The organism is Pedobacter sp. V48 (genome assembly GCF_000523515.1).
Taxonomy (GTDB): Bacteria; Bacteroidota; Bacteroidia; order Sphingobacteriales; family Sphingobacteriaceae; genus Pedobacter.
In genome coordinates, this window is sequence record NZ_AWRU01000012.1 from 71,606 (window position 1) to 95,530 (window position 23,925).

Annotated in this window: 17 protein-coding genes and 1 pseudogene; 1 reads left to right on the forward strand and 17 read right to left on the reverse strand. The window is 40.7% G+C overall.

Annotation, left to right across the window (positions count from 1 at the left end):
• Nucleotides 1-40: 40 nt before the first annotated feature.
• From N824_RS12200 to N824_RS31230, 6 genes are all read right to left on the reverse strand, one after another.
• Nucleotides 41-484: a DUF11 domain-containing protein gene (locus N824_RS12200; protein ID WP_048905429.1), complete on the reverse strand. Its 444-nt coding sequence runs from the start codon at nucleotides 482-484 to the stop codon at nucleotides 41-43.
• Entirely contained in the window at nucleotides 474-2,078 is a 1,605-nt protein-coding gene (locus N824_RS12205) for a hypothetical protein (RefSeq protein WP_048905430.1), read from the reverse strand. The genes N824_RS12200 and N824_RS12205 overlap by 11 nt, the downstream gene beginning before the upstream one ends.
• 12 nt (nucleotides 2,079-2,090) lie before the next feature.
• Nucleotides 2,091-2,744 (reverse strand): hypothetical protein, encoded by a 654-nt coding sequence (locus tag N824_RS12210; RefSeq protein WP_048905431.1) that lies wholly within the window; start codon nucleotides 2,742-2,744, stop codon nucleotides 2,091-2,093.
• Nucleotides 2,745-3,129: 385 nt separating this feature from the next.
• Nucleotides 3,130-4,590 carry a hypothetical protein gene (locus tag N824_RS12215; protein ID WP_152542223.1) on the reverse strand — a complete coding sequence of 487 codons (1,461 nt, stop codon included), beginning with the start codon at nucleotides 4,588-4,590 and terminating at the stop codon, nucleotides 3,130-3,132.
• 1,602 nt (nucleotides 4,591-6,192) lie between these two features.
• Nucleotides 6,193-8,505 carry a PAS domain-containing hybrid sensor histidine kinase/response regulator gene (locus N824_RS12225; RefSeq protein ID WP_052334122.1) on the reverse strand — a complete coding sequence of 771 codons (2,313 nt, stop codon included), beginning with the start codon at nucleotides 8,503-8,505 and terminating at the stop codon, nucleotides 6,193-6,195.
• A 466-nt stretch (nucleotides 8,506-8,971) separates the two neighbouring features.
• A complete protein-coding gene (locus tag N824_RS31230; RefSeq protein WP_161662308.1) occupies nucleotides 8,972-9,148 on the reverse strand; it encodes a hypothetical protein in 177 nt (58 codons plus the stop codon).
• Between the two features lie 756 nt (nucleotides 9,149-9,904).
• On the opposite strand from N824_RS31230, the gene N824_RS12235 reads away from it, so the two are divergent.
• Complete coding sequence (locus N824_RS12235; protein ID WP_235207098.1) at nucleotides 9,905-10,708, forward strand: zinc ribbon domain-containing protein; 804 nt, start codon at nucleotides 9,905-9,907, stop codon at nucleotides 10,706-10,708.
• A 362-nt stretch (nucleotides 10,709-11,070) separates the two neighbouring features.
• Here the strand turns inward: N824_RS12235 and N824_RS38355 are convergent.
• The 11 genes and pseudogenes from N824_RS38355 to N824_RS12280 all read right to left on the reverse strand — a co-directional run.
• Nucleotides 11,071-11,187, reverse strand: a pseudogene (locus N824_RS38355) (SDR family NAD(P)-dependent oxidoreductase); the annotation flags it as partial.
• 261 nt (nucleotides 11,188-11,448) lie between these two features.
• Complete coding sequence (locus tag N824_RS30170) at nucleotides 11,449-11,616, reverse strand: hypothetical protein (protein ID WP_161662309.1); 168 nt, start codon at nucleotides 11,614-11,616, stop codon at nucleotides 11,449-11,451.
• 140 nt (nucleotides 11,617-11,756) lie between these two features.
• On the reverse strand, nucleotides 11,757-12,890 hold the full coding sequence (locus tag N824_RS12240) for a FecR family protein (RefSeq protein ID WP_048905436.1): 1,134 nt from the start codon (nucleotides 12,888-12,890) through the stop codon (nucleotides 11,757-11,759).
• A 223-nt stretch (nucleotides 12,891-13,113) separates the two neighbouring features.
• Nucleotides 13,114-13,728: an RNA polymerase sigma-70 factor gene (locus N824_RS12245; protein ID WP_048905437.1), complete on the reverse strand. Its 615-nt coding sequence runs from the start codon at nucleotides 13,726-13,728 to the stop codon at nucleotides 13,114-13,116.
• Nucleotides 13,729-14,229: 501 nt separating this feature from the next.
• The gene (locus N824_RS12250; protein WP_048905438.1) at nucleotides 14,230-14,961 is read right to left on the reverse strand and encodes a hypothetical protein; all 732 of its coding nucleotides are present in this window, start codon (nucleotides 14,959-14,961) and stop codon (nucleotides 14,230-14,232) included.
• A 356-nt stretch (nucleotides 14,962-15,317) separates the two neighbouring features.
• Nucleotides 15,318-17,252 (reverse strand): OmpA family protein, encoded by a 1,935-nt coding sequence (locus N824_RS12255; protein WP_048905457.1) that lies wholly within the window; start codon nucleotides 17,250-17,252, stop codon nucleotides 15,318-15,320.
• 39 nt (nucleotides 17,253-17,291) lie between these two features.
• A complete protein-coding gene (locus N824_RS12260) occupies nucleotides 17,292-18,263 on the reverse strand; it encodes a type IX secretion system membrane protein PorP/SprF (protein WP_048905439.1) in 972 nt (323 codons plus the stop codon).
• A 40-nt stretch (nucleotides 18,264-18,303) separates the two neighbouring features.
• Nucleotides 18,304-19,596: a gliding motility-associated C-terminal domain-containing protein gene (locus N824_RS12265; RefSeq protein WP_048905440.1), complete on the reverse strand. Its 1,293-nt coding sequence runs from the start codon at nucleotides 19,594-19,596 to the stop codon at nucleotides 18,304-18,306.
• A gap of 3 nt (nucleotides 19,597-19,599) precedes the next feature.
• Entirely contained in the window at nucleotides 19,600-20,466 is an 867-nt protein-coding gene (locus N824_RS12270) for a hypothetical protein (RefSeq protein WP_048905441.1), read from the reverse strand.
• Nucleotides 20,467-20,477: 11 nt separating this feature from the next.
• Nucleotides 20,478-21,335, reverse strand: a complete 858-nt coding sequence (locus tag N824_RS12275) for a hypothetical protein (protein ID WP_048905442.1) — start codon at nucleotides 21,333-21,335, stop codon at nucleotides 20,478-20,480.
• 12 nt (nucleotides 21,336-21,347) lie between these two features.
• A complete protein-coding gene (locus N824_RS12280) occupies nucleotides 21,348-22,175 on the reverse strand; it encodes a hypothetical protein (RefSeq protein ID WP_152542228.1) in 828 nt (275 codons plus the stop codon).
• Nucleotides 22,176-23,925: the final 1,750 nt, after the last annotated feature.

Genomic DNA, 23,925 nt, shown 5'->3' on the forward strand with positions numbered 1-23,925 from the left:
AAGTTAAACAGAAGATATCAATACTAATGTATACTCAGATTTACTGTACCCGCTTTGGGTCAGGCCTGATGACCACCCCGTTTAATAGTCTCCCATTTTCCATCTTCTCAGGTTTTGAAATACCCTGGCATACTTCATTCTTGCTATCCCCATTCAAATCGCCTGAAATGGGTCCTGAAATCGCTCCACCCAATAACGGATCACTAAGCTGAATACCTGAAATAATAACATTTCCGGTATTTTTTAGCTTAAAAGTATAGGTGATGGTTTCGTTGGTACTGGCAAAGCCATTGCTATTCAGGTCATTAAAAACTCCTGTTTTGTACAATCTAAATGAAGCTACCGCCGGTGTAACAGTCGATGTATTATTATTCGGATCAGGATCAGAAGACGTAATTGTCGCGGTATTCGTGTAAGAACACGCTTCATTCACCCTGGCCTTAATTTTCAATGTTGCAGTTTCCTGTACTGCCTCATTGTCCACTGGTTACAGGCCTGTTTGCCGGGAGCTGAGGGTTTGATATTGTGTTACACATTGTTACTTTAGTGGTTATCATAGCTGCCCCCGAACGGTAAATATTTTGATTAAACGGACCTCCCTGCGATGCTGTCCCCTTTGCCGAATAGAAAACAGATGATCCCCCCACATATCCTTTAACGGGTGTAAATGTTACCAACCCGGTAGCTGTATTATACGACCAGGTCCCTTTACCAGGATCCGTGTAAGTGGTGCCTAAATTATTACGTGCTGCATCTTCAAAAATAAAGCTCGAAAAATCAACATAAGTGCTGTTATTGCCGGATGTTATTGTACCTGTTAAAGATCCGTTATAAAACACATCGTTACTAAAGGGGTTAATAACACCCGCCGGAGTGTAGTTTCCGCAAAACAATAGTGTATCGGCTGCTCCAATAGTTTGATAAGGCAGCTTAACCACTAGGTCGCGAATGAGCTGAGTTTGAGTAGCAGCGCCGGTAGAGGCCGCAAAACCTATTTTAAACGAAGCCGGTACTGTAGCAGTCAAGGTATGGATTGTGTTCAGTCCTTGATCATAAGCTTCAGTAGTGGCGTCATAGATTCCGAGGGCATTGGCATTTTCTGTATAGATAAGCGACGTTGAATATTGGTAGTTATTGATAACGTTTGTAGTTGTAACATCATGCTGAATTTTAACATTTACCACAAAGCCACCGCCAGCACGCGGTGTAAGTATAATAATCGCTTTACGGTAATTGGCATCGCCCGGATTTGCAGATAAAGCTCCAGGCCTTAAATCAAAAGCATTGGGTGCAGTAAAGGGCGTTGAAGAAGTAGTATATGAACCATCTGCTGTATTCAATATGGCCGCTGATGCGCCAGAAGCATTATTTAACGTGCCCTGTGTGGCTAAAACCGGATACCCGGAATAGTTTAGCCCCCTTAGCCCGTATGTAGTTCCGGAAATCCCGCCCGGGTACTGGGCCCCTCTCAGGGTAAGCTGGCTTCTGCCTGAGCCTCCCCATGTAACCCCCGTGATCCCGTTTGTTCTCGCAGGATCTTCAAAAAATTGATTTTTAAAATTTCCGTAGGCATCTAACCCTATCCCTAAGTAAGCGCCTGTTAAACCTTGTTGTCTGTCTGTAGCATACCCGGCCCTATTAAAACCATATCCTAAACCATGACCATTACTCCCAATTGTTACCGGGGTTTTACTGGCATCATATAAAAAAACGGAGATACCGTCCCCATAACTATTATCAAATTGGACACCCCCATACATTGAATATTCAAAATTTATTTCTATCCCGTTAGTTGAGTTGAATTGAAAGCCATCTATAGTAACGGCCCCAAATTGAGTTGTAGTGGCTGGGGTAAGCACTAGTCCGTTCATTGTAAAAGTTGCAGCATTAACTTTTCCCCCTGGAGCCAGCGGTAAAGCAATGCCTGTCGGCATGGTAGTGCTTCTGAAAGATTCAGCATAAGGGAACGTACTATTTTGCCCAAAGCCTGCAGTTGCAAAAAACAAACTAAGTATAATAAAACCATAAGAGAGTAAGTACCGCCCGCTATTTTGCATTGTAATATTATTTGTGCTCATTAATCTTTAACTTTAAATAACTTTAAAAACGATGTTCATAAATGTTTTTGGTGTAACTACTGCCCCTGGTATAACTGTATAAGTTAAAACACCTAAAGTTGAAATTGCTACATTGGCAAAAACGCTTGTGTCATAATAAGTGACAAAATAATCTAAAGCGCTAGCAGGCAGCGTAGGTATCGTTGATGTAGGATTGCTTCTTACTTTGGCCGTTGTAGTAACAAAACCAAATTGATCTGTATAAACTGAATAAAGATTTATGGTTTGGGTCCCTGTTAAAACCGCTCCGGTTGTTAGATTGTTTGTAGGAATAACAACAGCAGGTGCGTAGAAAAATTTAGGCATTGCAGGCCCGGTAGGCGTACCTTTCCAGCCTGTTCCATCCCAGGTGTATAAGCCTGTTCCATAAGCCGGATACGCAGGTGTCCCGGTAATGCTGGCATTGGTATTGTAAACAACCATCCCGGCGGTTCCAGTGTTTCCGGCCAGGGTAAAAGTGGTCGTGGCCGTCAGCACCACCTTCGGCATCAACACACCTTTTGTGGTACTCGATATTTCTAATTGTGCACTGGGATCAGGGTTACGGTTACCAATACCCGTCTGCGCTTTCAGGCCGCTTATGCCTATTACTACTGCTATTATCAAAAATGTAATTTGTTTTTTCATTATTTTTATTTATTTTTTATGGAGGAACAGCGTTCATCTCCGTAAGGATTTTATTACTTTATGATTAATTTGATCGGAAATGCCGGGATAGTAATTAATTATCTGTCTTGTTTGTATCAAAGCAAACACGAATTCAACTCACCTTCTGCATTTTCTGAATGCAGGCCCAAAAGATTGTTTGACTTTTTGATTATTTGGCATTGCGGTCGTTAATTTTAATTTTTTTGATATTGAATACAATTTGCAAAAAAAACAATAAATGCAGGGTTTCAGAAATATTATACTACCTAATTTCTTCTTAGTTCCTACTCAATTTCTACTCTCATCACTTCACACATTAATAATAAACATTTCACACACATTTTAATTATAACAAATATGGGATTCACAGCTGGTTCATCCAACTATTCAGATCATGATTGGAAGGGATACGCAGTTTTTTTCTGATCCTGTATTTTCGTCCCTCTACCGTACGTACAGCAACTTTGGTATAACTTACAATTTCTTGGGTATTAAAGTTTAGCTTCAATAGTATACAAAACTCAATTTCCGCAGCAAGTATATTAGGGGAGATGTCAACTAATTTCTTGCTAAATTCAGGGTCAAATTGATTGTATTTGGCCATGAAAGCCGGATGGTTACTTGCGGCCATGTGTAAGATTTCCTTTAACTCCTCTGTTTTTGAAGCCAGGGTCCTATAATCATCATTCCGCTCTATTCTTTTAATTAACTCTTCAGCCTTCTCTTTATTGACTTGTAATCTCTTTTTGAATTTGCGATGGAAAAAAATGATGGCGCAGATCGCTATAATCAGTAAAGAACCGATGAAGAGGATGACCCGGAAATCCCGGCTGCTCTTCTTGGCATCCTGCTGTTCCTTCTGCTCAATAATATAGTTAAGTGGGCCTTTGATAGCGGCCTTTTCAGCATCGGCAATACTGTCGCTCAAATCAACACTTCTTTTGAGGTATTGTTGTGCTTTTGTCTTTTCATTTAATGCGGTATAAACCTTTGATAATCCAATATATGTATTCTTTAACATTCTTGTGTCCTTTGACTCAGCAAACGCATCGACAGCATTTTTATAACTAAACTTTGCTGCCTGGTATTTTGTTTGCTGATAGTAAAGATCCCCAAGGGCAGTAAAGGCGGCTCCTTTTACGAAACTTTCATTGTACGCTTCACTTACGAAGGTCGCCTTCTTAAAATAAAATTCTGCAGAATCAAATTGCTTAATGGTGAGAAAATTGTCCGCCAGGTTGCAGAGTGGCATTGATGCCATATTTGGGAACTTACGCTTGTCCACGATTTTAACATATTCCATATAAGCTTTTTGACGAAAAGGTAATGCTTTAGCAGCCTGTTTTAAAAGTTGATGGTTTTCCGCTAAGACATCATAAATGTTTCCCAGGCGGTTATGCCTTTGATCTGCATCCTTAATCTTTTGGGCAATGGGAATTGCACTGAATAAAGTCTCCCCGGCTTCTTTAGGAAAACCTAAGCGGGCGTAACATCTTCCTTTTATGGTTTCAAGCACGGCAATATACCGGGGGTCATCCAGTTTTACAGTAATACCTTCAGCCGCTACCGCAGCTTTGAAAGCTTCATCAAAATGGCTGGTATTAATATACTTTGAAGCCCGGCTTAAAAGTGCCCTGACCATTCCTTCCTCGTAGTGTATGGCAGCGGAAGCATCAAAGGCTTTCTCTCCCATATCAATTCCAGTCTCCAGGTTGTTTGTATGAGACACCACATCAAGTATGCTGTCAATTTGCCTTTTGTTATATTGTGCCTTACTTTGATTTCCTGCTACAATTAACAACACAGGTAATAATTTTGCAATCACCCTCCTCATATATTTGATGTTCGTTGTTTTGTTTGATCTTATAATGCCGGATGATATCGACCGCGGCAGTTACTTATTACTTGCTGTAGATTTCACCAGAAAAATGAACTATTCACTTAAATACCTGTCCTATCAGCCTGCAGGAATGCGACACATCCGTACTAAATCAATATTCATGTTTAAGCGAATTTTTGACAGGCTGTGACTTGAATAAAAAGGACCCAAAGTTGAGCTTTACCATGTTCACACCAGTCTCGTGCTCCTGGTTCGTTTGAGCAGTTACCTGCAGAGTAAAAAGGCCTAATGATAAGCCTAAAATAATTTTTTTCGTAAAATTTAATTTCATAAATGGTCTAATTAATAAATAAGAGTAAAAAAGCAAGGCACCAAAAGGTGCTATTGATTTCTAAGGTGAATGATTGTCATACAACAGGAACAAGCATTAGTACTAGTCATAGGTATTTTTAAAAAATTAAAAGCTCGAACCAATGTGTTTCTTAAGTCTAAGCGACAAGAAAATACAGTCCAATATTAACAATCCCTGGCCATTGCAAAACAGCCGGCATTAACTATAAGGAAACCGATCAGGTTGAGCTTGAAATCAAGGAATGGTCTACGTATCAGGAAAAATTTCCTGATACGTTTTGTCGCTGCACCCATCATTATTTTAGCACTTCATATGAATATCAGATAACTTTTTAGCATTTAAGCTGCCTTTGCCCATTGAGTTTTCCTAAGTTCTTTAGCAGAACTTCATTTTCAGGACTTGCTTAAATACATAAAGGGAAAGCACAACTCCGAGGTGAGAAAACCTCACAAATGACCAGTCTACTTCCTTTCTGGCTCAATGGCCATGGTACTACTTTATTCTTAACAGTTCGAAGCTATCTTTCCGTTTTTGGTCTGTATCGGCAAAGGAACTGATAAAATCTTCAACGCTCGCGTTGTTCAGAATTTCCGCAATTGTAGTCATATTTATCGAAAGGTAAAGGTTTCAAGGGTTAATGATAGGTCTATCGATAGATTCGAAAATAGTAAAACACGGATTCAATGATTTCATCAAACTATTTGCAGAGTTAGCTGCGGCTGTACCGAAAACCAAAACGCTGATTGGCAACTTTAGATGCAATATTATTTTTCCGGTAGCTTATGCTTAGTCACTTTAACTGAGGCGCTGATGCCCAAGCCGATCTTATTTAAAAAAGAAACATGGATACACTGGCCTCTATATTCTTTCCGAATATAAGATTGTTCAAATACCCTTCACTGTCGTTCATTTACAAAATGCTTGTCATACCGATCAGCTCGTCATTTGCATAAAGACCAAATGCCACCCAGGAATCATTCATACGTTCTACCCACTTGCGTCTACAAGTTCAGTTTCCGCAGGAGTTGTGTATCTGAACATGCTCTATCCCACATCCATATTCTTACTTTTTACAACAAAACTATTAAAAATTTCGATTCGGGGATAAATATGTGCGGTCTTATCCCCATAGGATAACTACGTGATTGGGACACTATGCACAAAGATTATTTTGGTAGCTTAAGAAATGTCTTTCTTAGAAATTAAACGAGTAACATTGCTCGGCTATATAGCGATCAGGTTATCCGTAGATATTGGATAATTTTTGAATACAGTTCCATAGGATTAAAAGGCTTAGATACGTGATCATTCATCCCTGAGTCAAGAACCTTTTCATTGATTTCAGCTAACACAGATGCCGTGAGGGCGACAATAGGCAGTTGTGTTTTTCCAGGAATATTCCGGATAATCTGGCTGGCGGTATACCCATCCATTTCGGGCATCTGCAGATCCATCAATACCAAATGGTACTCATTCGCTTTCACTTTTTCTACAGCTTCAATCCCTGTAGCCGCATAATCAATCTCGAGGTCCCATTTTTGCATAAATTTACTAGCAACCATAATATTGATCTCATTGTCTTCCACCAGAAGAACCTTATAACCGGCCAAACTGATAAATTCCTGTATTGGTCCTGAGTATTGACGACCTGATTTTTTAATCCCCTTTCGGAATGTCAAATTAAGTGAAAAAGTTGATCCTTTGCCCAATGCGCTTTCCAAACGAATATTACCGCCTTGCAAGTCAATCAGTCTTTTTGTGATCGCGAGTCCCAGACCAGTTCCACCAAATCGTCTTGCCGTATCTGCCCCTGCCTGGGTAAAGCTTTCAAAAATATATTCCTGCAAAGCAGGATCTATACCGATACCCGTATCGCTAATAGTAAAGTTAATCTCCAGAAAATCATCCTCCCCCCCTACCAGTGAAAGATCAACCATCACAAAACCATCATTGGTGAACTTAATCGCATTGCTAATCAGGTTGTTCAGAATCTGAGTTAACCGCACCGGATCTCCGATAATCACTTCAGGCAAATCCGAATCCATCTTTAATTTCAGTTTGATTCCCTTTTCTTCTGCCTGAGGAATCTGCCCCAGTCTAATGTTGTTCAACAGTTCGGTCAGGTTAAAATCAATTAGTTCAAATTCGATTTTTCCGGATTCAATCTTACTATAATCCAGTATGTCGTTAATCAGACTCAGCAAATTTTCACTTGAAAATTTCAGAATATTCAGGTTTTCCAGCTGTTCAGGCATTGGATCTTCCTGCAAAAGCAAATGCACCATCCCGATGACGGCATTCATAGGTGTTCTGATCTCATGACTCATATTGGACAGGAATTGTTGCTTGGCATCGGCTGCCTCTTCAGCAATTTTCTTTGCCTTTACCAACTCCATTTCGGCTGATTTACGCTCACTGATATCGCTAACTGCTCCCATCACTTTAATTGTTCTCCCTTTCTCAACAATGGGAATTCCGATGCTCCTTACCCATTTCTCTGAGGTTTTAGTCCTGATTTCCAAGTCATACGGACGCTGCAAGGCTATCGCATCTCTTACCGCTTGCTGTACGCTTTCGCTGTCTTCTTCACGATAAAAAGAAACCGCCTCAGCAACGGTCGTTGTCTCGTCCAGTATCCCCGACAAGAACTTCAGGTATTTGGTCCTGTAAACGGAACCAGTAACGACATCTAGTTCCCACCCTCCTGTTTTACCAATCTGCTGACTGGTATCCAGCAGATTGACCGTTCTTTTCAGTTCTTCCTTCGCACGCTTTAATTTTTGTTCTGCGCCCTTTTGCTGGGTGATATCCAGCGCAAAACCGATAATGTTTCCAACTTGATCAGGGTGGGGAAATATATGATTTTCATAAATTAGTTTTCTCCCATCGATTTCAATGGTATTTATAAACAAAACTGAATCTCCTAAGAACGCTCGCTGTAGATGTGCTGCGGCTGTCGGAAACTGCTCAAAAGCATTTGCGCCTACCAATTCATCATCCTTTAATTCCATTGCCTTCAAACCCGAACCAATAGACCGAGTAATTAATCCCTGACCATCAATTTCGAAAACGATAACCGGTAAATTGTCCAGAATTCCATGAAGAAGCCGGGTTCTTTCCTGAGATTCTTTTTCCAGCCGGATTCTTTCAGAAACATCCTGACAGAAAACAGTCATCCCTGTTACCTTTCCAGAATCATCATACGTTGGATTACAGATTATACTTAAATGCGCCCTGTATAGACCTGGTTCACCAAACTCTTCTATGGTCTCTACCGTTTTTCCGGCCATCACCTGTTTAAATATTTCCAGTACCTTATGCTTATCGATACCGCTGTTCATCCCTGCCAGTTCAAGATAATTGTCACCAATTTTAAGATCTATACCCCTGCTCATTTTTACAGCTTGTTGGTGCGCCTTGTTGAACGCAGTATAATTAAAATTATGATCAAACGAAAAAATGCTGGCACTGGTATTATTCAGAAGAGCTTTCAATCTGGCATTTTCTTCAAGAAGGTCCGGTTTCGTCAAAATATTCTTGTTACTCATCACTCGCTTTTATCAATAACTCTTTCTCTTTTATAACAATTTGCTAGCCAAAACTCCAAAACACCGATTTATAATTATGTAGCAATCAAAGAGGAAGAATCAGCAAAAAACGCATAACAATCTATACTACAATAACTTAAATGCCAAAAAAAATGACAACTTCTTTTGATTTATTCCCTTTGAGTCTCCCATCGACGCACGCTCCATCATTCAGATCCTGCCTACGCATAAGAAGATAGATTTTGAATCCGTTTCCGTAATGATCTCAAGCCATGTTTGTTGAACCAATCGAGTCTCGAGGAGTTATCCTCAGGTATTCGGAATTGTTTTCTTAAATCCGCATCAACAATCAACTCTCTTATTAAACCTGTAGCAATTCCCATATTCCGATAGTTCGGTTCCACCCCATTAACCATAAGAATAAATATACTTTGGATAACTCCTTCTGATTACCTGTAATTTTGCCCTATCCACGACAAAGCATATAAGCTGAAAGTAATCCTTTTCCGTCAGGGAATATGAATGTACCAGCATATGGGAACTGTTCAAATGCATTGGGGAATATCTCTATAATTCTTCCCTGATCTTTACGCTTTGCCTGAATCCTGTTTCCGTCTTTAGGCGTCCTATTTTTGTCAATCAAAATAATAATTCGACGATCAAGACACTTTAAATTGTCTCTCCCTTTTTCCTACTAATATTTAAGCATCGCTGTCTTTAATTACCTAAACACATAAAAAAGCATTCAATACTAAGTAATACGAAATATTTCTTCAATGACAACAATTTACACAGCCACAATTCACAGAAAGTTAATCTAGGTCATAAAAAATAACATTTGTAAAGTCATTAATCGTGTAAACCGTAGCCGACAGTAAGCCCTGCGGGTAATCAGATAAACTTGAATAAGAACAGCTTCACATCATGAATAAGCACACGTTGCAAATAAATCCATTTTTAATGCAAAAATATTTTCTGACACTTAATAAATTCGCTAGTGTTCAATTCTTAACTTTCACCGGCATAAACCTCTTGTTACCAATACAGAGCGATTCAAAGACAAGTACCTTAACGCTACTGAGGGTGTATTAAAGCCCCCTTTAGACAAGCCATATCCGGTTTGAACTTAAATAACAATACTCCCCAAAAAAAATCTTTCCTATTAGTACTAATTGTTTTCTTCGTTGTATAACAATAGTTAAGCCCAAAAACTTTAAAACATTCCCTGAACAGTAATAGGAAAATGCTAAAGTTTAGTGCAATCATAGAAATGGAAAAGAAAGACGAAAATAGCATTCCTGCATATCACTGGCATATGTCATCAGTCTTTACTTTTAGTTCATATGATCCATACTTAATACCAACACAAAATAAACAGTTATCAGTTAATCTAAATTACATGCTTCCAAAACTACCAAACTACATTTTTATTACCCTATTTACCTTAGCCGTTGGCGTTGTGTCCTTTACCTATGTCCAAATCAGCAAGCTAGGTGATAGAGAATCAGAACTACGAAAAGGTCAAACCGTTTCCAATCAGGCGGCAACAGATGATTTACAACAATTAAAACAAGATTTTAATTTCCTGAAACAGTTCTCACAAGACCTCTCCACTAAATATCGACTACAAAATCCAATCATTACTGACCGGGAAAACAATCTGTTTTTCAATCATAAATTACGCGGAACAAAATCAGAGCTGTATGTTGATCTGCGGCTAGGGAAACTCTACAAAGACTATCAAACGCGTTTGGCGAACAATATCATCTTAACCAGAAAAATGGATCTTAACAATGACTTCGCTGGCAAAGAGCTATTTTCTATTAATGAAGACCACAAGTTCCTTAAAGACCTGCAAACTACCGCCTTAGTTATCATACTCGTTGTTGTTATCGGATTAATTTACAACTTATACCTGCACGAAAAATATCTGGAATCCCATATAGAGAAAAAAAATGAAAATTGTCAGTCTTGCTTCAAAATGCTCAATGCTACTGTACCTTTTGCGACCTTTAATGATGGAACTCCCAATCAATACTACTGCGCACAGTGTTTTGATGGCCTCAGCTTTACCGAGCCACATCTCTCTTGTAAAACAGCATTTAGCAGATTTCTAGCCGGAAAAAAGATGTCCTCGTTAGCCAAAGTGAAATATACCAAGACTTTTCAGAACCTGCGAAGGTGGAAGATGGGCGAATATTAAAAACAACGTAACAGATCATTTGTTATGTTTTCTAAAAGCCTGCGATTTGGCACTCATTAGGCCAAATCTGGTTTAAAAGGAAGAATTTCCTATGAACAACTCAATCAAATAAATTCAAGCTTTACCTTGCAAATCTCAAAACAGAGTATGGGTTACGATTTAACTCATGTCTGTTGTGCCCCTTGCAGATGGTCCAAATGCAAGCCTCCATCTATTATATGAGTTGTGCCTATGACATAACTGGCATCATCAAAAGCTAGAAAACAGCTGTTTTTGCAACTTCCAATGGTGTTCCAGATATTTTTACAGGAATACGTCGCCCTAAGTCTTTAAGGTAGCTAACATCATCAACTGCCTTTAGTTCATTTTAGTGAGAATCTGCCTGGGGCAATGCTATTGACAGTAATCCGCTTATCTGCCCACTCCATAGCTAATGAACGACTAAGTCCCCAGACACCTGATTTAGAAGCGCAATAATTATTTTTCCGGGGCTTTCAACCTCCTCACGAATGGACATGATATTAATAATTCTTCCATGACCACACCGTTGCAGTCTATGCAAGATAAAATTCTGACAATAAAGGAAAATGGTGGATAAACTTGTTTTCAGGTATGCTCAAATTCCTCGAAACCGAGTTGATGAATATATTTACCCATGCTTCTAATGCCTGCACCTATTTACCAATATATCTATATTTCGAAAATGCTGTAGGCCAGTATTGTATAAGCCCCCTACGGGACTATATCCGATTGAACAATAAACCCTTGCGTCCACCTTCTTTAACCTTTGCCAAGGTAATTTCTGCTGCGGCCTTGTCACTCAGATAAGTAAGTATAACATCGGAACCATTACGGGCAAATTCGGCGGCAATACTCCGACCTATTCCGGATTCACCTCCAGCAACCAAAGCAGTTTTATTAATAAGTTTTATCTTATCAATATAAGTTTATGCAATTCATATAAAGTTATCAGTGATCATCACATCCTAACAAATAACCGTTTTCTAAATTGGAGGAATCTCCTATGCTCTTGGTCTGGAATATATCGCTAGTGTACGATTACCTTATTGTTCTCGATAGTAAATTTCACAAGATCGGTCATTTCCAACATCTTTAGCACCTTAGAAATACTGCTTGAACGTGGAATATAACCGCCAAAAATTACCGCTTTTTTGCGCTCATCGCTGAATTCAACATCTACATTATACCACCTACTCAATTTCCTCATTATACTTCCAAGGTTTTCATTGTTAAAAGCAAAATCTCCATTCTTCCAGGCAATGGCCTCATCAGCATCCACAGCAGAAACCTTTATCGCATCATTGGAATGACCAATTGCTGATTCCTGTCCTGGTTTTAACAGCACAGCATTTCCAGCATTATTTTTAGAAACTTTTAATTTTCCCTGCAACAGGGTGGTTCGTGCTATCGGTTCATCAAAATAGCTATTGATATTAAACCTCGTACCAAGTACCTCAATGGTTTGATTTGGAGTGGTCACAATAAACGGTACCCTTTTTGCCTCACCTGGCCCTTCTTGCTGCTGTATTCGTTTTGCCACCTCAAAATAAGCCTCACCTGTGAGCTCGACGTTTCGGCTATTCTGGGTTGCAAGGTTAGCACTGAACTTTATAGACGATTGAGCATTCAGCCAGACTTTTGTTCCATCTGGTAAACCAACCTGATATTGGCCTCCCCGAGGCGTCATAACTGTATTGAATACGTCTCCACCTCCCTGGCTTTCCCCCGACTCAGAACTCATATAAATCAGATTTCCATCACTCATTTTGGAAATTTTAATGCCAGCTTCTTTGGCTAATTCACCATTCTTTGCAGTAATCAGATCTATTTTTCGCCCATTAGATAGGATGAGCACAGCCCTGTTTCCCCCGGTTGCGATACCAGTAAAGGCCATTTCAGTGCTAAACTGCTTATGCCGGATATCATTATATTTATAAATACCAAAAAACACAGAAATGCAAAGCGCCAAGCTTGCAGCTATTCCCAAGTTCCAATATTTTCTATTGTTTAGTTTTACAGTCTTTGGGTTATCTATCTTAGACTGAAATCGATTAAATGCCGCAACCGCATCGTAACGGCCTAATTTTCCGACTTCTTCCTCCAGGAATTTATTCTCATTTAGAAGACGATAGAATTCAGTATTTTTTTCTGATGAATCCATCCAATTCTTTTTCACCCCCTCATCTTCAGCTGAATAAACGTTTTCCTTTCTGCTTCTGAAAATCAGWRMGGMNAACKTTTANNNNTTCAAAAACTCTTTCATTTTTCATGGCGGGACAATAAGCTATTCTATCTCACATCACATACAACACAAAAGAAAAAAAGTACTAAATAAGTAGAATACTTTTAACGTATTCCATATATATTCTTGTTCTCGCTCTATTTTAAGAACGCGTTTGTAAGTCAGTTTGCCATAATAGATCGATATAAGGAAGCAGAATAAGCAGGGTGAATTTATCTCCCGGAAGTTTCTTTTTCAAAATAGACAGTCCCCTCATCTTTTGATTTTTTATGGTCTGAATAGACAAGCCCATATCATCTGCGGCTTCCTGGTTTGTTTTACCATCCAGGTACGTCAGTTTAATAATCCTGCGCGCCTGAGGGGGCAACTCATCCACTGCGAGATATAGTTCACGAATCACTTCAGCTCTTGTGATTTCATGTAGAACAGAAGTTTCTTGTTCAACTCTTTCTGCATAAAAAATCTGATTTCTATTTTGTGCCCTTCCAGACATTTTAACCAGATTTAAGCATCCATTCTTCACTGATCTATACAAAAAAGCCTTCAAGTGGAGTTCCGATTCAAAACGTGTTCCACCCTCCCAAAGCTTTAAAAAAACATCTTCAACAATATCTTCGGCATGACCATCACCAATAATCCGCTCAGCAAAACCACATAAGCCAGCATAATAAAGATTAAATAACTGGGCGTATGCTAAACGGCTTTTATCAAACAGTGCTTTCAGGTCAATAGCACTTGGTGTCTTCTGTTCATTCATGGTAAAATATYSMKMCASGRCKYYNNCTTYCKATMTWNAGWTMRAKANAATSWMNTKTWTAKTTCTRTARATTTTSWSAAAATYTAYAGAACTAAACAGAGATTCTCTCGCAAGAGTCCCTGAAAAAGATGAGCCTACTCATAAATGAACAGGAACCTGAAGAATAATGAGAGAGAGAGAAGCGCTTAAATTTAGATAGAGCTTGTTTCATAATATTTTGGTAGAATGCTATGATATAGTACAATATCGTGCCAATTCCACTAAGGTGATTTAAAGACCGGAATAGATGGATTAAACATGGGGAACAGGGGTGAAAATTCTACATATCAGCGTAAATATATCTCATCGAGCTCATGCAGGGAGAATATGCTGCCAGCACCATTGATAACAGCAATATTCTCACAAAAGCACGAACCACATCAACAAAAGGCGTTACATGAAACACTTCAGTTTACCTCGCACCAGGTAGCCGTAGTTAGTCAATAACACTTTTATACTGAATTAGTCTTTTTGAACACGGGCTTCATTATAGCCCCGATCATCCCAGAATTCTACAATCATAACGGAAAGAGTATAGAGCAGAATTAGAACTCCCAGAACCATTACGGTCAGACAGAAGACACTTGACCATCTTATGGCTTCCTGATAGTTGGTAATGGCTATACTTTTGAAGTTATGAGCAGCATAATTGTTAATAACAGTAGCATCGAAGATTACATTTTTGAGTTTCAAGCCAATGTCCTTTTTTAGCTCCCAGTTCAATTGACCCTCCATATTCGGCTTACCTATAGCTTTGGGATAAAGATCTACCAGTGACTCGTATTTTTCCTTAAGGTGATGAAGGCGGTCGCGGAGTTTCTGTTTCTCAATATACCAACCCCTTATTTCTATTACCTGCTTAGTGGTGAGCGTCGCAACATCTTCTTTCTGATTTAAAACACGCATGAGTTCGCTAAAAACATAAGGCATATTTCTTCGATAAGTAACATCATCACCTGCAGTCAAATCCTGAACACCCTGGTAATAACAGGCTTGGGTTTGCTTAATTATTCCCAGTACTTTTTGAGTTTGATAGCAATCCATTTCAATACGGCAAACCTCTTTAACAACAGCGTCAAATTTATTCGAGGCTATTTTTCGTACACAAAGGGATACAAGCAATAGCGCGACAATCGAAATCAGGATCATGCGAAAAGTACTTGAGTATAAAATTTCCTTTTGACTAATTCTCATATGAATAAACAGAGTTTAATGGTTTTAATAAGGGTTTACTTTAAAAAAAATGAACGTGATAAAAAGAGGTATGCAGGAAATCCTTAGCTATCTATTAAAACCAAAGTTTTCCCTTCACGCATACCCCTCATTCAAATGACCAAGAATGCCCATCCAGGCAGATTTATGCAAGGGACTATAAAAATGTCTCTAAAATTATATTCCCCCTTTGGGTGCTCGCAATCTTAATCCTGATCAATTTGAATATCGTCTTCAAATTAGGAAGCCATATTGGGAACAGTTTGCTTTTTCCCAGACTAGCAGAAGCTGTTCCCTATCATATGGCCGCATTGAGAACTTATTATTTATACATATTCTTATTGTTTTACAATTTTAAATTCTGTTCTTCTGTTCAACTGATGATCGGCTGCAGAGCACTTCACCCCATTTGAACACTGGTTTAACAGCTGACTCTCACCATAACCCTGGGCAGTAATCCTGTTTGTATCAATGCCTCTTGAAATGATATACTGAACAGCGGATTCAGCCCGCTTTTGGGATAAGGCCATATTGTAGGCATCATTTCCTCTGCTATCGGTGTGTGAACCCAGCTCTATCCAGATAGTAGGATTGTCTTTGAGAATCTTCACCAGCTTATCTAACTCGACTGCTGCATCGGGACGGATGTTCCACTTGTCAAAATCATAATAGATGTTTTCCAGGCGGACGGTTTTATTAATTTCAATAGGCGTTAAATAGAAGTCTTTTACCAGCGATACTTTCGTTACGAAACTGGTATCAGCACTTCGGAAATTGGTTTTCTCTGCGATGACATCATACAGGGTATCCTGTTCTATTTTAAAAGAATAATAGCCGCTTTCATCAGTCTGCACTTTAAGTATATTTCCACTACGGGTTTTTAAAGTAGCCATGGCAGAGGCCAAAGGCAAACCAGTTTTCTTGTTGAAGATCTTTCCTTCCAGACTTAAAGCCTGAATGATTTTCCGGGTGAAGCTATAAATATCATCACTTCCCAGTCCACCCGTCCGGTTAGAGGAAAGGTAGCCTTTGGTAACAGAATTAATCGTATAGGCAAAATCGTCCTGTGCTGAATTTACCGGGTATCCAAGGTTAACTGAGGTATTCCCGCTACCTGCAAACCTAAAAATATCCAGCCCGCCCATCCCGGCATAGCCATCACTGCTGAAAAACAAGATTCCGGCCTCATCCACAAATGGACTTCGTTCATTTCCTTCAGTATTGATCGCGGTAAGGTTTACCGGAGCAGACCACTCCCCACTTGCGTCTTTAACCGTGGTATAGATATCTGTCCCTCCCTTGCCACCAGGCATATTGGAAACAAAATAAAGGGTTTTACCATCTTTGCTGATCATGGGATCTCCGACAGAATAGGCATTGGGATTGTTAAATTTCAGTGATCTTGGTTGCTCCCAGGTATTTCCTTCAGCTGATCGTTTACTGCTATAAGTCTCCACGTTGACCGTAGCCAGCCGTTCTTTACCGTAGTCCAGTTTTTCAGGTATACGGGTCAGGGTGAAATACATCTCACAACCGTCCCCGGTGAAGCTTGCTGCACCAACGTGGTAATTTGTACCGGCATGAAAAGGGAAAAGCGCTACAGTGTCCTTACTGCTCAGTTGCTGATACAGCCGCAGGTACTGGTTACCTGTCCAGCCATAAACAGTCCTATCGGGCCTTTTTCCGGAGTCAAATTTCAGAAAGGGTCTCCCCCCTTTTATTTGATCCTCAGCGTTGTTGCCCCGGTCTGAAGAAAAGGTCACTCCTCCATCAAAGGTAACTGCACCCCAGTCAGACTGGACACTGTTCAGCACCTTAACATTATGTATTTGTACCGCTACAGGATACTGCATCCATTTTACCGCGGAATCACAGGATTGCAGCCAAAGGTCTTTTTGCCTTTGAGACACATTCCCTTTCAACTCGATATAGCGCTGGAACTGTTGTCTGGCTTCCCCATATTTGCTATTATTCACCAGAGACCGGGCATAGCCTAAAACATGTTCAGGCCTACTCTCCGGCATATTAGCTGCTACGGCAAACCAGCTTTCGGCCTGAACATAATTTCTTGTAAAGTTATACCCCTGGGCCAACCGTTCGGCGGCATGCAAAGTATTCTTCTTTTTATAAGCCTGTTCATACAAATCAATGGCCTTAATATAATTGAATAAACGGTATTGCTCATCAGCCTCATTTAGCACATATTGGGCTTTTGCCGGCAGGTTAGCCATGTATAACAGTACCGATAAACTTATAAGTAAACTTCTTTTCATATTTCTTTTCTCCATCTAAAGAATCCTCCCTATGCCCAATTAGAAGTAGCGTGGGGTAACCATTCTTGTATCTTTTGTTTTAAAATAATATCCAATTGAAATCTCATGCGTACTGCCACTATATCCTTTCAAAGCGCCAACGGACACATCATAAGCGTAACCGATCCTCAGGCTGCTCACAGGAAACACTTCCATCGCAAAAACCACCGAGTTTCTATTGGAAAGATCCTTTTGCAGATAGCTTTTGTCATACAATTTGACACCTGTACGATACGAACCACCCAGCCAGAGCTTATCTGCCAGCAGCACGAAAGCATTTACATCCAGACTCGTCGGCCCCCCGCGGTCATCTTTGAGCAGGAAGGAAGGTTTCAGCTGAATATCCTTTGATAAAGGAATCAGCATTCCCGTAGTCAGATAGTAATGTGGCTTAGTTTGCAAAATAAATCCGTCCGCCTGTACTTTAGAAACCTGGGCAATCAGGTTATCAGCAGAAAAGCCTGCATAAAACCGGTTATCCGAATAATAAACCCCGGTTCTTGCATCAGGGACAATCTTGCTCTGCATTCCTGTAGGTTGCTCCTGTTCAAAATCATTCGGATTGAGCTTAGATCCATCAATTCCGAGCTGTACAATTCCAGCCCCCAGACCAAGAGACAAGCGGGCGGTTCCTGCTGTATTTAGCCTCAATCGGTAGGCATAATTTGCATAAGCTGAAAGCGTACTTTGCGCACCGATCCTGTCACTGGCCAACTGCAGGGCGAGACCAACATTGCCATCATTAGCAATCGCATCCAGCGCGAGCGACATGCTTTTAGGTGCCCCGGGAATTCCTGTCCACTGGCTTCTGTAGAAGCTATGGAGGTTCAACTGTTCCTTATAACCTGCATAAGCAGGATTGATGTATATCCCGTTAAACATATACTGGCTGTACTGGGCATCCTGCTGGGCTTTAGCCAGCTGTGACCCCAGTATCAACAACCCAGTAATTATTATTTTTATTCTCTTCATTTTATTATTCCAACCTGGAAAAACCAGTAATCAGTTATCTTTATTTATTAAATGCCCTCAATAGGGTTATGTACCCCTTAAACACCTGCCAGTCCGAATTGAGGTTCTCCTTTACACGCAGTACATAGAAATAAGTCCCCTCATTGAGTCCCTGACCCGCCCAGTTGTTCCGGTAATTCCTCTGCTTAAATACTTCATTACCCCAGCGGTTGACAATGATGATGTCGTTTTCTGCAAAACCTTCTATTCCACGGATCTCAAAGACATCGTTTGTACCATCGCCATTCGGAGTAAAGAGGTTAGGAATCAGCAATGCCGAACCTGACACCGCATACTTGGTAAACCAGCCGCCGTTATCAGAGGCATCAGCAATGATATCCGCGCCCAGGGTTGTATGTATTCCAGGCAAAGGATTTGTACTTTTTAAAAAGTCCCATTTAGTACCACCGACAAATTTGGTCACCGAAGCATTGGGATCCTTAAACAATGCACCATTGGTACTGGCATTGTGCAGTAAAGTCATATCTACCTTCAGTGCTCTGGAACCATAGATATTCCAGTTCCTGTCCATTCCAAGCTCAGGTTTCAGCCCGCGCATAAATGATCCAGCATAATTCTGAACGCTTACATACAAGGTGCTTGCAGCCAAAGAGCTTAACGTTGCAGGAGTGTAATCTCCCTCGGCAATCCCCACAGGAAAGACAAATGAGCCACTGCTGCCATATTCCTTGACCATATGACCTGTAATACTATTACTGGTCACCACCATCCTGTCCTCGCCATAATTGATGATCCTACCATCGCTGTTAAAAACCAGGTTATTCCCATTCAGGATGATGTCCGCCTTGTTTACGGCAAGATCAAGGGTCGAGCCGATTTTCAATGCCGCCGCCAGTGCCCCTTGCGGGTTCATGGTTCCGTATCCCGGATCATCGACATCGGCCAATACTAGATTGTCATCATTGCGGTGTTCCACCAGCATCCCGATAAATGCACCATTGTTGCCATCTATCCTGGTCGGACCGGCGGCCATATCTTCATAAAATGGATTTGCCCCGGGATTGTAAATGATAATTTTACCATTTCCCTTAAAAGTCGCCCCTGGAGCAATCCATATATTTTTACTGTATATTTCCAGCGTACCGCTTATTTCCCAATGGGCATTAGGACCAAAATAACTACTCTCAGAAAAGCGTTGCTCGGCCGTACCGGCAGCAATAACCACCGTCGATTCATCAACCGTCATACTTCCCAAGCCCGTCTGACTATACCCTATAGATGCTATTGATAAAAAGCATATCAGCAGCAATATTTTATGTCTGTTTTTACCCATAATTTATAGTGCAATTGCAGTAATACTTAAAACATCTGTTGTGGCTTCGCCGAAAATGAGCCTGAAGGGATTGCCATTACCCGCTGCACAACCCCAAATTCCAAAAGTATAATCGCCGGCTGGCAACATAATTTGTTTACCTAAATTATAATAGAAAAACCCTGTAATTATGTTTGTACCACTAGTTGGAAGTTGTTCATTGGTAAAAGAATCTGTGCTGGAGGCGAAGGGAACATTAACCGGCATTCCGCTTCCCGCTGCCACCTTTGTAAATCGAAATTGGATCCCCATCATCCTTGCTTTTCCGTCCTCTAGGATATCATATGGCAGTGCTGGCGGGGGTGGCACTGGCGAGATGAGAGTATTTGAGGTTACCGACCCAACAGAAACTGCAGCATTAATGTAAATCATAGATGGCCTGGTTAAAGTAAAATTCACGGGAGTAATCAAAGAGCTTGGAGTAGTAACTACAGATGTACCAATTCCAGTCTGTGTTCCGGTTACTACAAGTGTAACAGGGGTACTAATGGCATCAAAACCAGCTGCGCCGGGTAAAGTTTTTACAATTTGGTTTACCCTATTACTGCTAATAACCAGCTCTCCATTTGTAGTGGCATAAAGTGGTAACACTGAAATTGCAGGTGAAGCCGGATGTGTGGAATTGTTCACCTGATTTAGCCCGTCTACCCGCATGGTAGGGGTAACTAAATATTTACCAGTATAACCAGTTATTGCAGTTTGAGTTGATGGTGTTCCACTGACATTTACGGTTTGCTGAGGATCCCTGGCATTGACCCCAGTCTGAGCAGTTTGGCAAAAACAAGAACCGCTCGCCATCATTAGTATTGTTGATATTATTGTTATTTTCATTGATATATCTTTTATAATGGTGTGGCTATGATACTGACCATATCATCTGATCCTGGTCCAAAAACAATCCTGGAGATGTAGTCATAGCCGCCCACCCTTCCCAAAAGCTCCACTTCATAGTTACCCTTTTGTAAGATTAAATAGGTTTCTGCTATGGCATACATGTTACCATTTGTTCCTCCTGGTTGGGCATTTGTATAACTATTTCCGTCCTGTCCAAAAAGAGTATTGAGAACACCAACTCCCACATTCTTTCCAGCTACACTTGGAAACCGAAAAACAGCGTGATAGGCTCTATCTACCCCATCTACCAATTCAGTTCCGTTCGTTGCATAAACAGCAACACTAACAGACGCTAGAAAATGTACCATAGCAGGCTGATCTAAAGTAAAAGCATATTTTTTTAAAACCCCTACAGTAGAGTTATTGCCATCGGAAACATCTGTCACGGCAACTGCAGTCAGCTCATCATCTCCAAGCCTGGTTGCTACCAATGGTATTACATAATCACGACTTAAAATCAAATCTCCGGCTTGTGTAACTGATACCGGTTGTACCTGAGTCGCGCTTGTCCAGGAAAAAGGCGTTGCATTATAGGGTGCAGCTTTAAGTATTACAGGTAAGTTATAAGCCCCAAGTATACCATTGGCTGTGTTATTCGCCATATTAAGCCCTTCTATCCGTATGGTTGGTTTTACTACATTAATACCAGAACTGCCTATAGGGGCAGAAGAGCTAGTGCCCGCAACGTGCAATTGTTGTAGTGGCGTTTTGGTGTTGATACCCGTCGGACCTTGTGCATATCCATTAACTGCACATATTAATGTAAGGAACAAAGAGGCAAAAGTGCTTTTCGTTTGTTTTTTCATTGGTAATGGTTCTTAATATTGAATTGGTGTAGCACTGACAATAAAATTCTCTCCCTCGGTCCCACCTCCAAATTCTACACTTGGAAGCACGCTTAATATGTTTGTATTTGAAGTTACCTCGCCATAAAGCACTAGGGTGTAATCACCAGCCGGCAATACCAGCCTTGCGCGCGGGTTAAGTATAAAAGTTCCCTTAACACCTGGTATTCCTGTAGATGGTGATCCAAGAGGCAACCCTGCTATGCCTGTTGTTCCGTTGGTATAAGTTTTTTTGTTAGTGCCAAAATTTGCTGTTGTTGATACGTTCGTTGGCGCACTGGAAAACCGAAAATACGCCCCAAATAACTTGGCACGCCTATCAGTCGGCGCAATTATACTGGCAGTAGAAACCACCGCTGCGAAAGAGGCAGAAAAATATACAACCGAGGGTTGCATTAACTTAAATGTCAATGTTTTTAATGGCTCTTCCCCAACAGTCCCAAATCCAATCAGTGTTTTTGTTTGGGTAGGGATTACGTCTCCAAACTGCTGTGCAAAAACTGGTTGCTCCAATTTTCTGTCAACTAAAACCAGGTCTCCATTTTGATTGGCATATATCCTCTTGAGAGAGTCAGTACCAGCTGGACTAGCAACATTATTTGCACTGTTCAGTCCATCTATCCTAACAGTTGGCTTAACCAGTTTTATTCCTGTAGTACCGACATTTGTTGGTGTACCTGTAGCGCCCGACACATGCAAATTCTGTTGAGGATCTCTTGAACCGATACCTGTTTTAACATTCTGGGCATATCCAGCCACGGAAAGAGTCAGAAATATCATATGGAATAAGTGTTTTTTCATTACTAGTTTGTTTAAACTGGGAGGGCAGAAATACGCTGCCACCCTCCAGAGCATGTTTTACTTATTGTTTGATTAGTGCTTTTTCTAATTTCTCCAAACGTTCATTTGTTTTTTCGGTTTGCTCCTTAAGCACCTTTTTCAACTCTTCGATTTCCTTGTCTTTAGCATCAATTTGATTTTGCTGTTCAATGACGTGTAGGTACAACTCTTCGAGTTTTTCCAATGATTGAACAGACAACGAGGTAATATCAAATGCATAACCACCAGCTGTCTTTTTGGTACCAGAAATTGGTGTCACACCAGGAAGATGTTTATTCGCTTTGATGAATACTTCAACTTCTCTCAATGATTTAAATTTGTAATTCTTATCAATACCTGAGACTCCATCAAAATATTTTTCAAATACATAATCTGCATAAACTGAATTCTGGGTAAATAGCTTTCCTGAAGTATACATATCTCCTTCTACATGGAATTTTGGTGTAATAGTTACACCCCCAGCTGTGAATGGAGCAATAACCTTGTTTATACCAATAGCTACACTACCCATTTGATAAATCTGATCTGTATTGAGGGTAGCCTTATTGGTTGTGCTTTGTATCTGCCAAGGCTCTACTTTGAGCGGTGTTAAGTCTAACGTTGGATTATTAGCCTGCTCATTGGTATAAGTCAATATATTTGTTGCCTGATCAAATGCAAGGGTTGTATTGGTTTGTGTCTGAGCTGGAATGTCTGCTGCAGACAATAATAGACCACCGTCAGTTCCAATTCTTAAAATATTTGGTGTATTAGCACTTTTCAATTTAGCTAGTGCGTTTGTTCCTGCTTCATTTTTATACGTCAAATCACCTGTAGAGGTATTTTGAGTTAGCGTTGTCACGGTCTCCAAACCAGCTAAGCTTACTGATTTAGTAGCACCAGCCCGCTCTATTGTCAGATTTAAATTTTTAGTCACCGCATCAAATGACAGATTTGTTATTTGCTGATTATCTGTATCTACAATCGTCGACGACACAACGTAAGGTGAACCCTGAGTTCCAGCTCCAACTATGCTTATACCAGTTCCTGCGGTTGTCTTCCCTCCTAATCCATCAGCTCCGGCAGGTCCCTGAAGACCTTGAACACCCTGATCACCTTTGTCGCCTTTTAATCCAGCAGCTCCTGTTGCACCAGCAGGACCTTGAGGACCTACTGAACCCGTTTCTCCCTGAATACCCTGATCGCCCTTATCACCTTTCAAGCCATCAGCTCCTGTTGCACCCTGAATACCTTGAATACCCTGGTCGCCTTTATCGCCTTTCAAGCCATCAGCTCCAGCAGGACCTTGAATACCCTGGTCACCTTTATCGCCTTTTAATCCATCAGCTCCAGCTGCTCCAGTAAGACCCTGAGGACCTACTGCTCCCTGAACACCTTGAATACCCTGGTCGCCTTTATCGCCTTTCAAGCCATCAGCTCCWGYTGCACCCTGAATACCYTGATCGCCCTTATCACCTTTTAATCCATCAGCTCCAGTTGCACCCTGAATACCTTGAATACCCTGATCGCCCTTATCACCTTTTAATCCATCAGCTCCGGCAGGACCTTGAATACCTTGGTCACCTTTATCACCTTTCAAGCCATCAGCTCCGGCAGGACCTTGAATACCTTGATCACCTTTATCGCCTTTCAAGCCATCAGCTCCAGTTGCACCCTGAATACCTTGAATACCCTGATCGCCTTTAGCTAAGATCGGAAGAGCGTCGTGTAG

Excerpts from the sequence above, each read along its gene's own strand:
- N824_RS12205 (WP_048905430.1), bottom strand. The coding sequence starts at position 2,078 with ATGAGCACAAATAATATTACAATGCAAAATAGCGGGCGGTACTTACTC.
- N824_RS12210 (WP_048905431.1), bottom strand. The coding sequence starts at position 2,744 with ATGAAAAAACAAATTACATTTTTGATAATAGCAGTAGTAATAGGCATA.
- N824_RS12225 (WP_052334122.1), bottom strand. The coding sequence starts at position 8,505 with ATGAGTAACAAGAATATTTTGACGAAACCGGACCTTCTTGAAGAAAAT.
- N824_RS12235 (WP_235207098.1), top strand. The coding sequence starts at position 9,905 with ATGCTTCCAAAACTACCAAACTACATTTTTATTACCCTATTTACCTTA.
- N824_RS12240 (WP_048905436.1), bottom strand. The coding sequence starts at position 12,890 with ATGGATTCATCAGAAAAAAATACTGAATTCTATCGTCTTCTAAATGAG.
- N824_RS12245 (WP_048905437.1), bottom strand. The coding sequence starts at position 13,728 with ATGAATGAACAGAAGACACCAAGTGCTATTGACCTGAAAGCACTGTTT.
- N824_RS12250 (WP_048905438.1), bottom strand. The coding sequence starts at position 14,961 with ATGAGAATTAGTCAAAAGGAAATTTTATACTCAAGTACTTTTCGCATG.
- N824_RS12255 (WP_048905457.1), bottom strand. The coding sequence starts at position 17,252 with ATGAAAAGAAGTTTACTTATAAGTTTATCGGTACTGTTATACATGGCT.
- N824_RS12260 (WP_048905439.1), bottom strand. The coding sequence starts at position 18,263 with ATGAAGAGAATAAAAATAATAATTACTGGGTTGTTGATACTGGGGTCA.
- N824_RS12265 (WP_048905440.1), bottom strand. The coding sequence starts at position 19,596 with ATGGGTAAAAACAGACATAAAATATTGCTGCTGATATGCTTTTTATCA.
- N824_RS12270 (WP_048905441.1), bottom strand. The coding sequence starts at position 20,466 with ATGAAAATAACAATAATATCAACAATACTAATGATGGCGAGCGGTTCT.
- N824_RS12275 (WP_048905442.1), bottom strand. The coding sequence starts at position 21,335 with ATGAAAAAACAAACGAAAAGCACTTTTGCCTCTTTGTTCCTTACATTA.
- N824_RS12280 (WP_152542228.1), bottom strand. The coding sequence starts at position 22,175 with ATGAAAAAACACTTATTCCATATGATATTTCTGACTCTTTCCGTGGCT.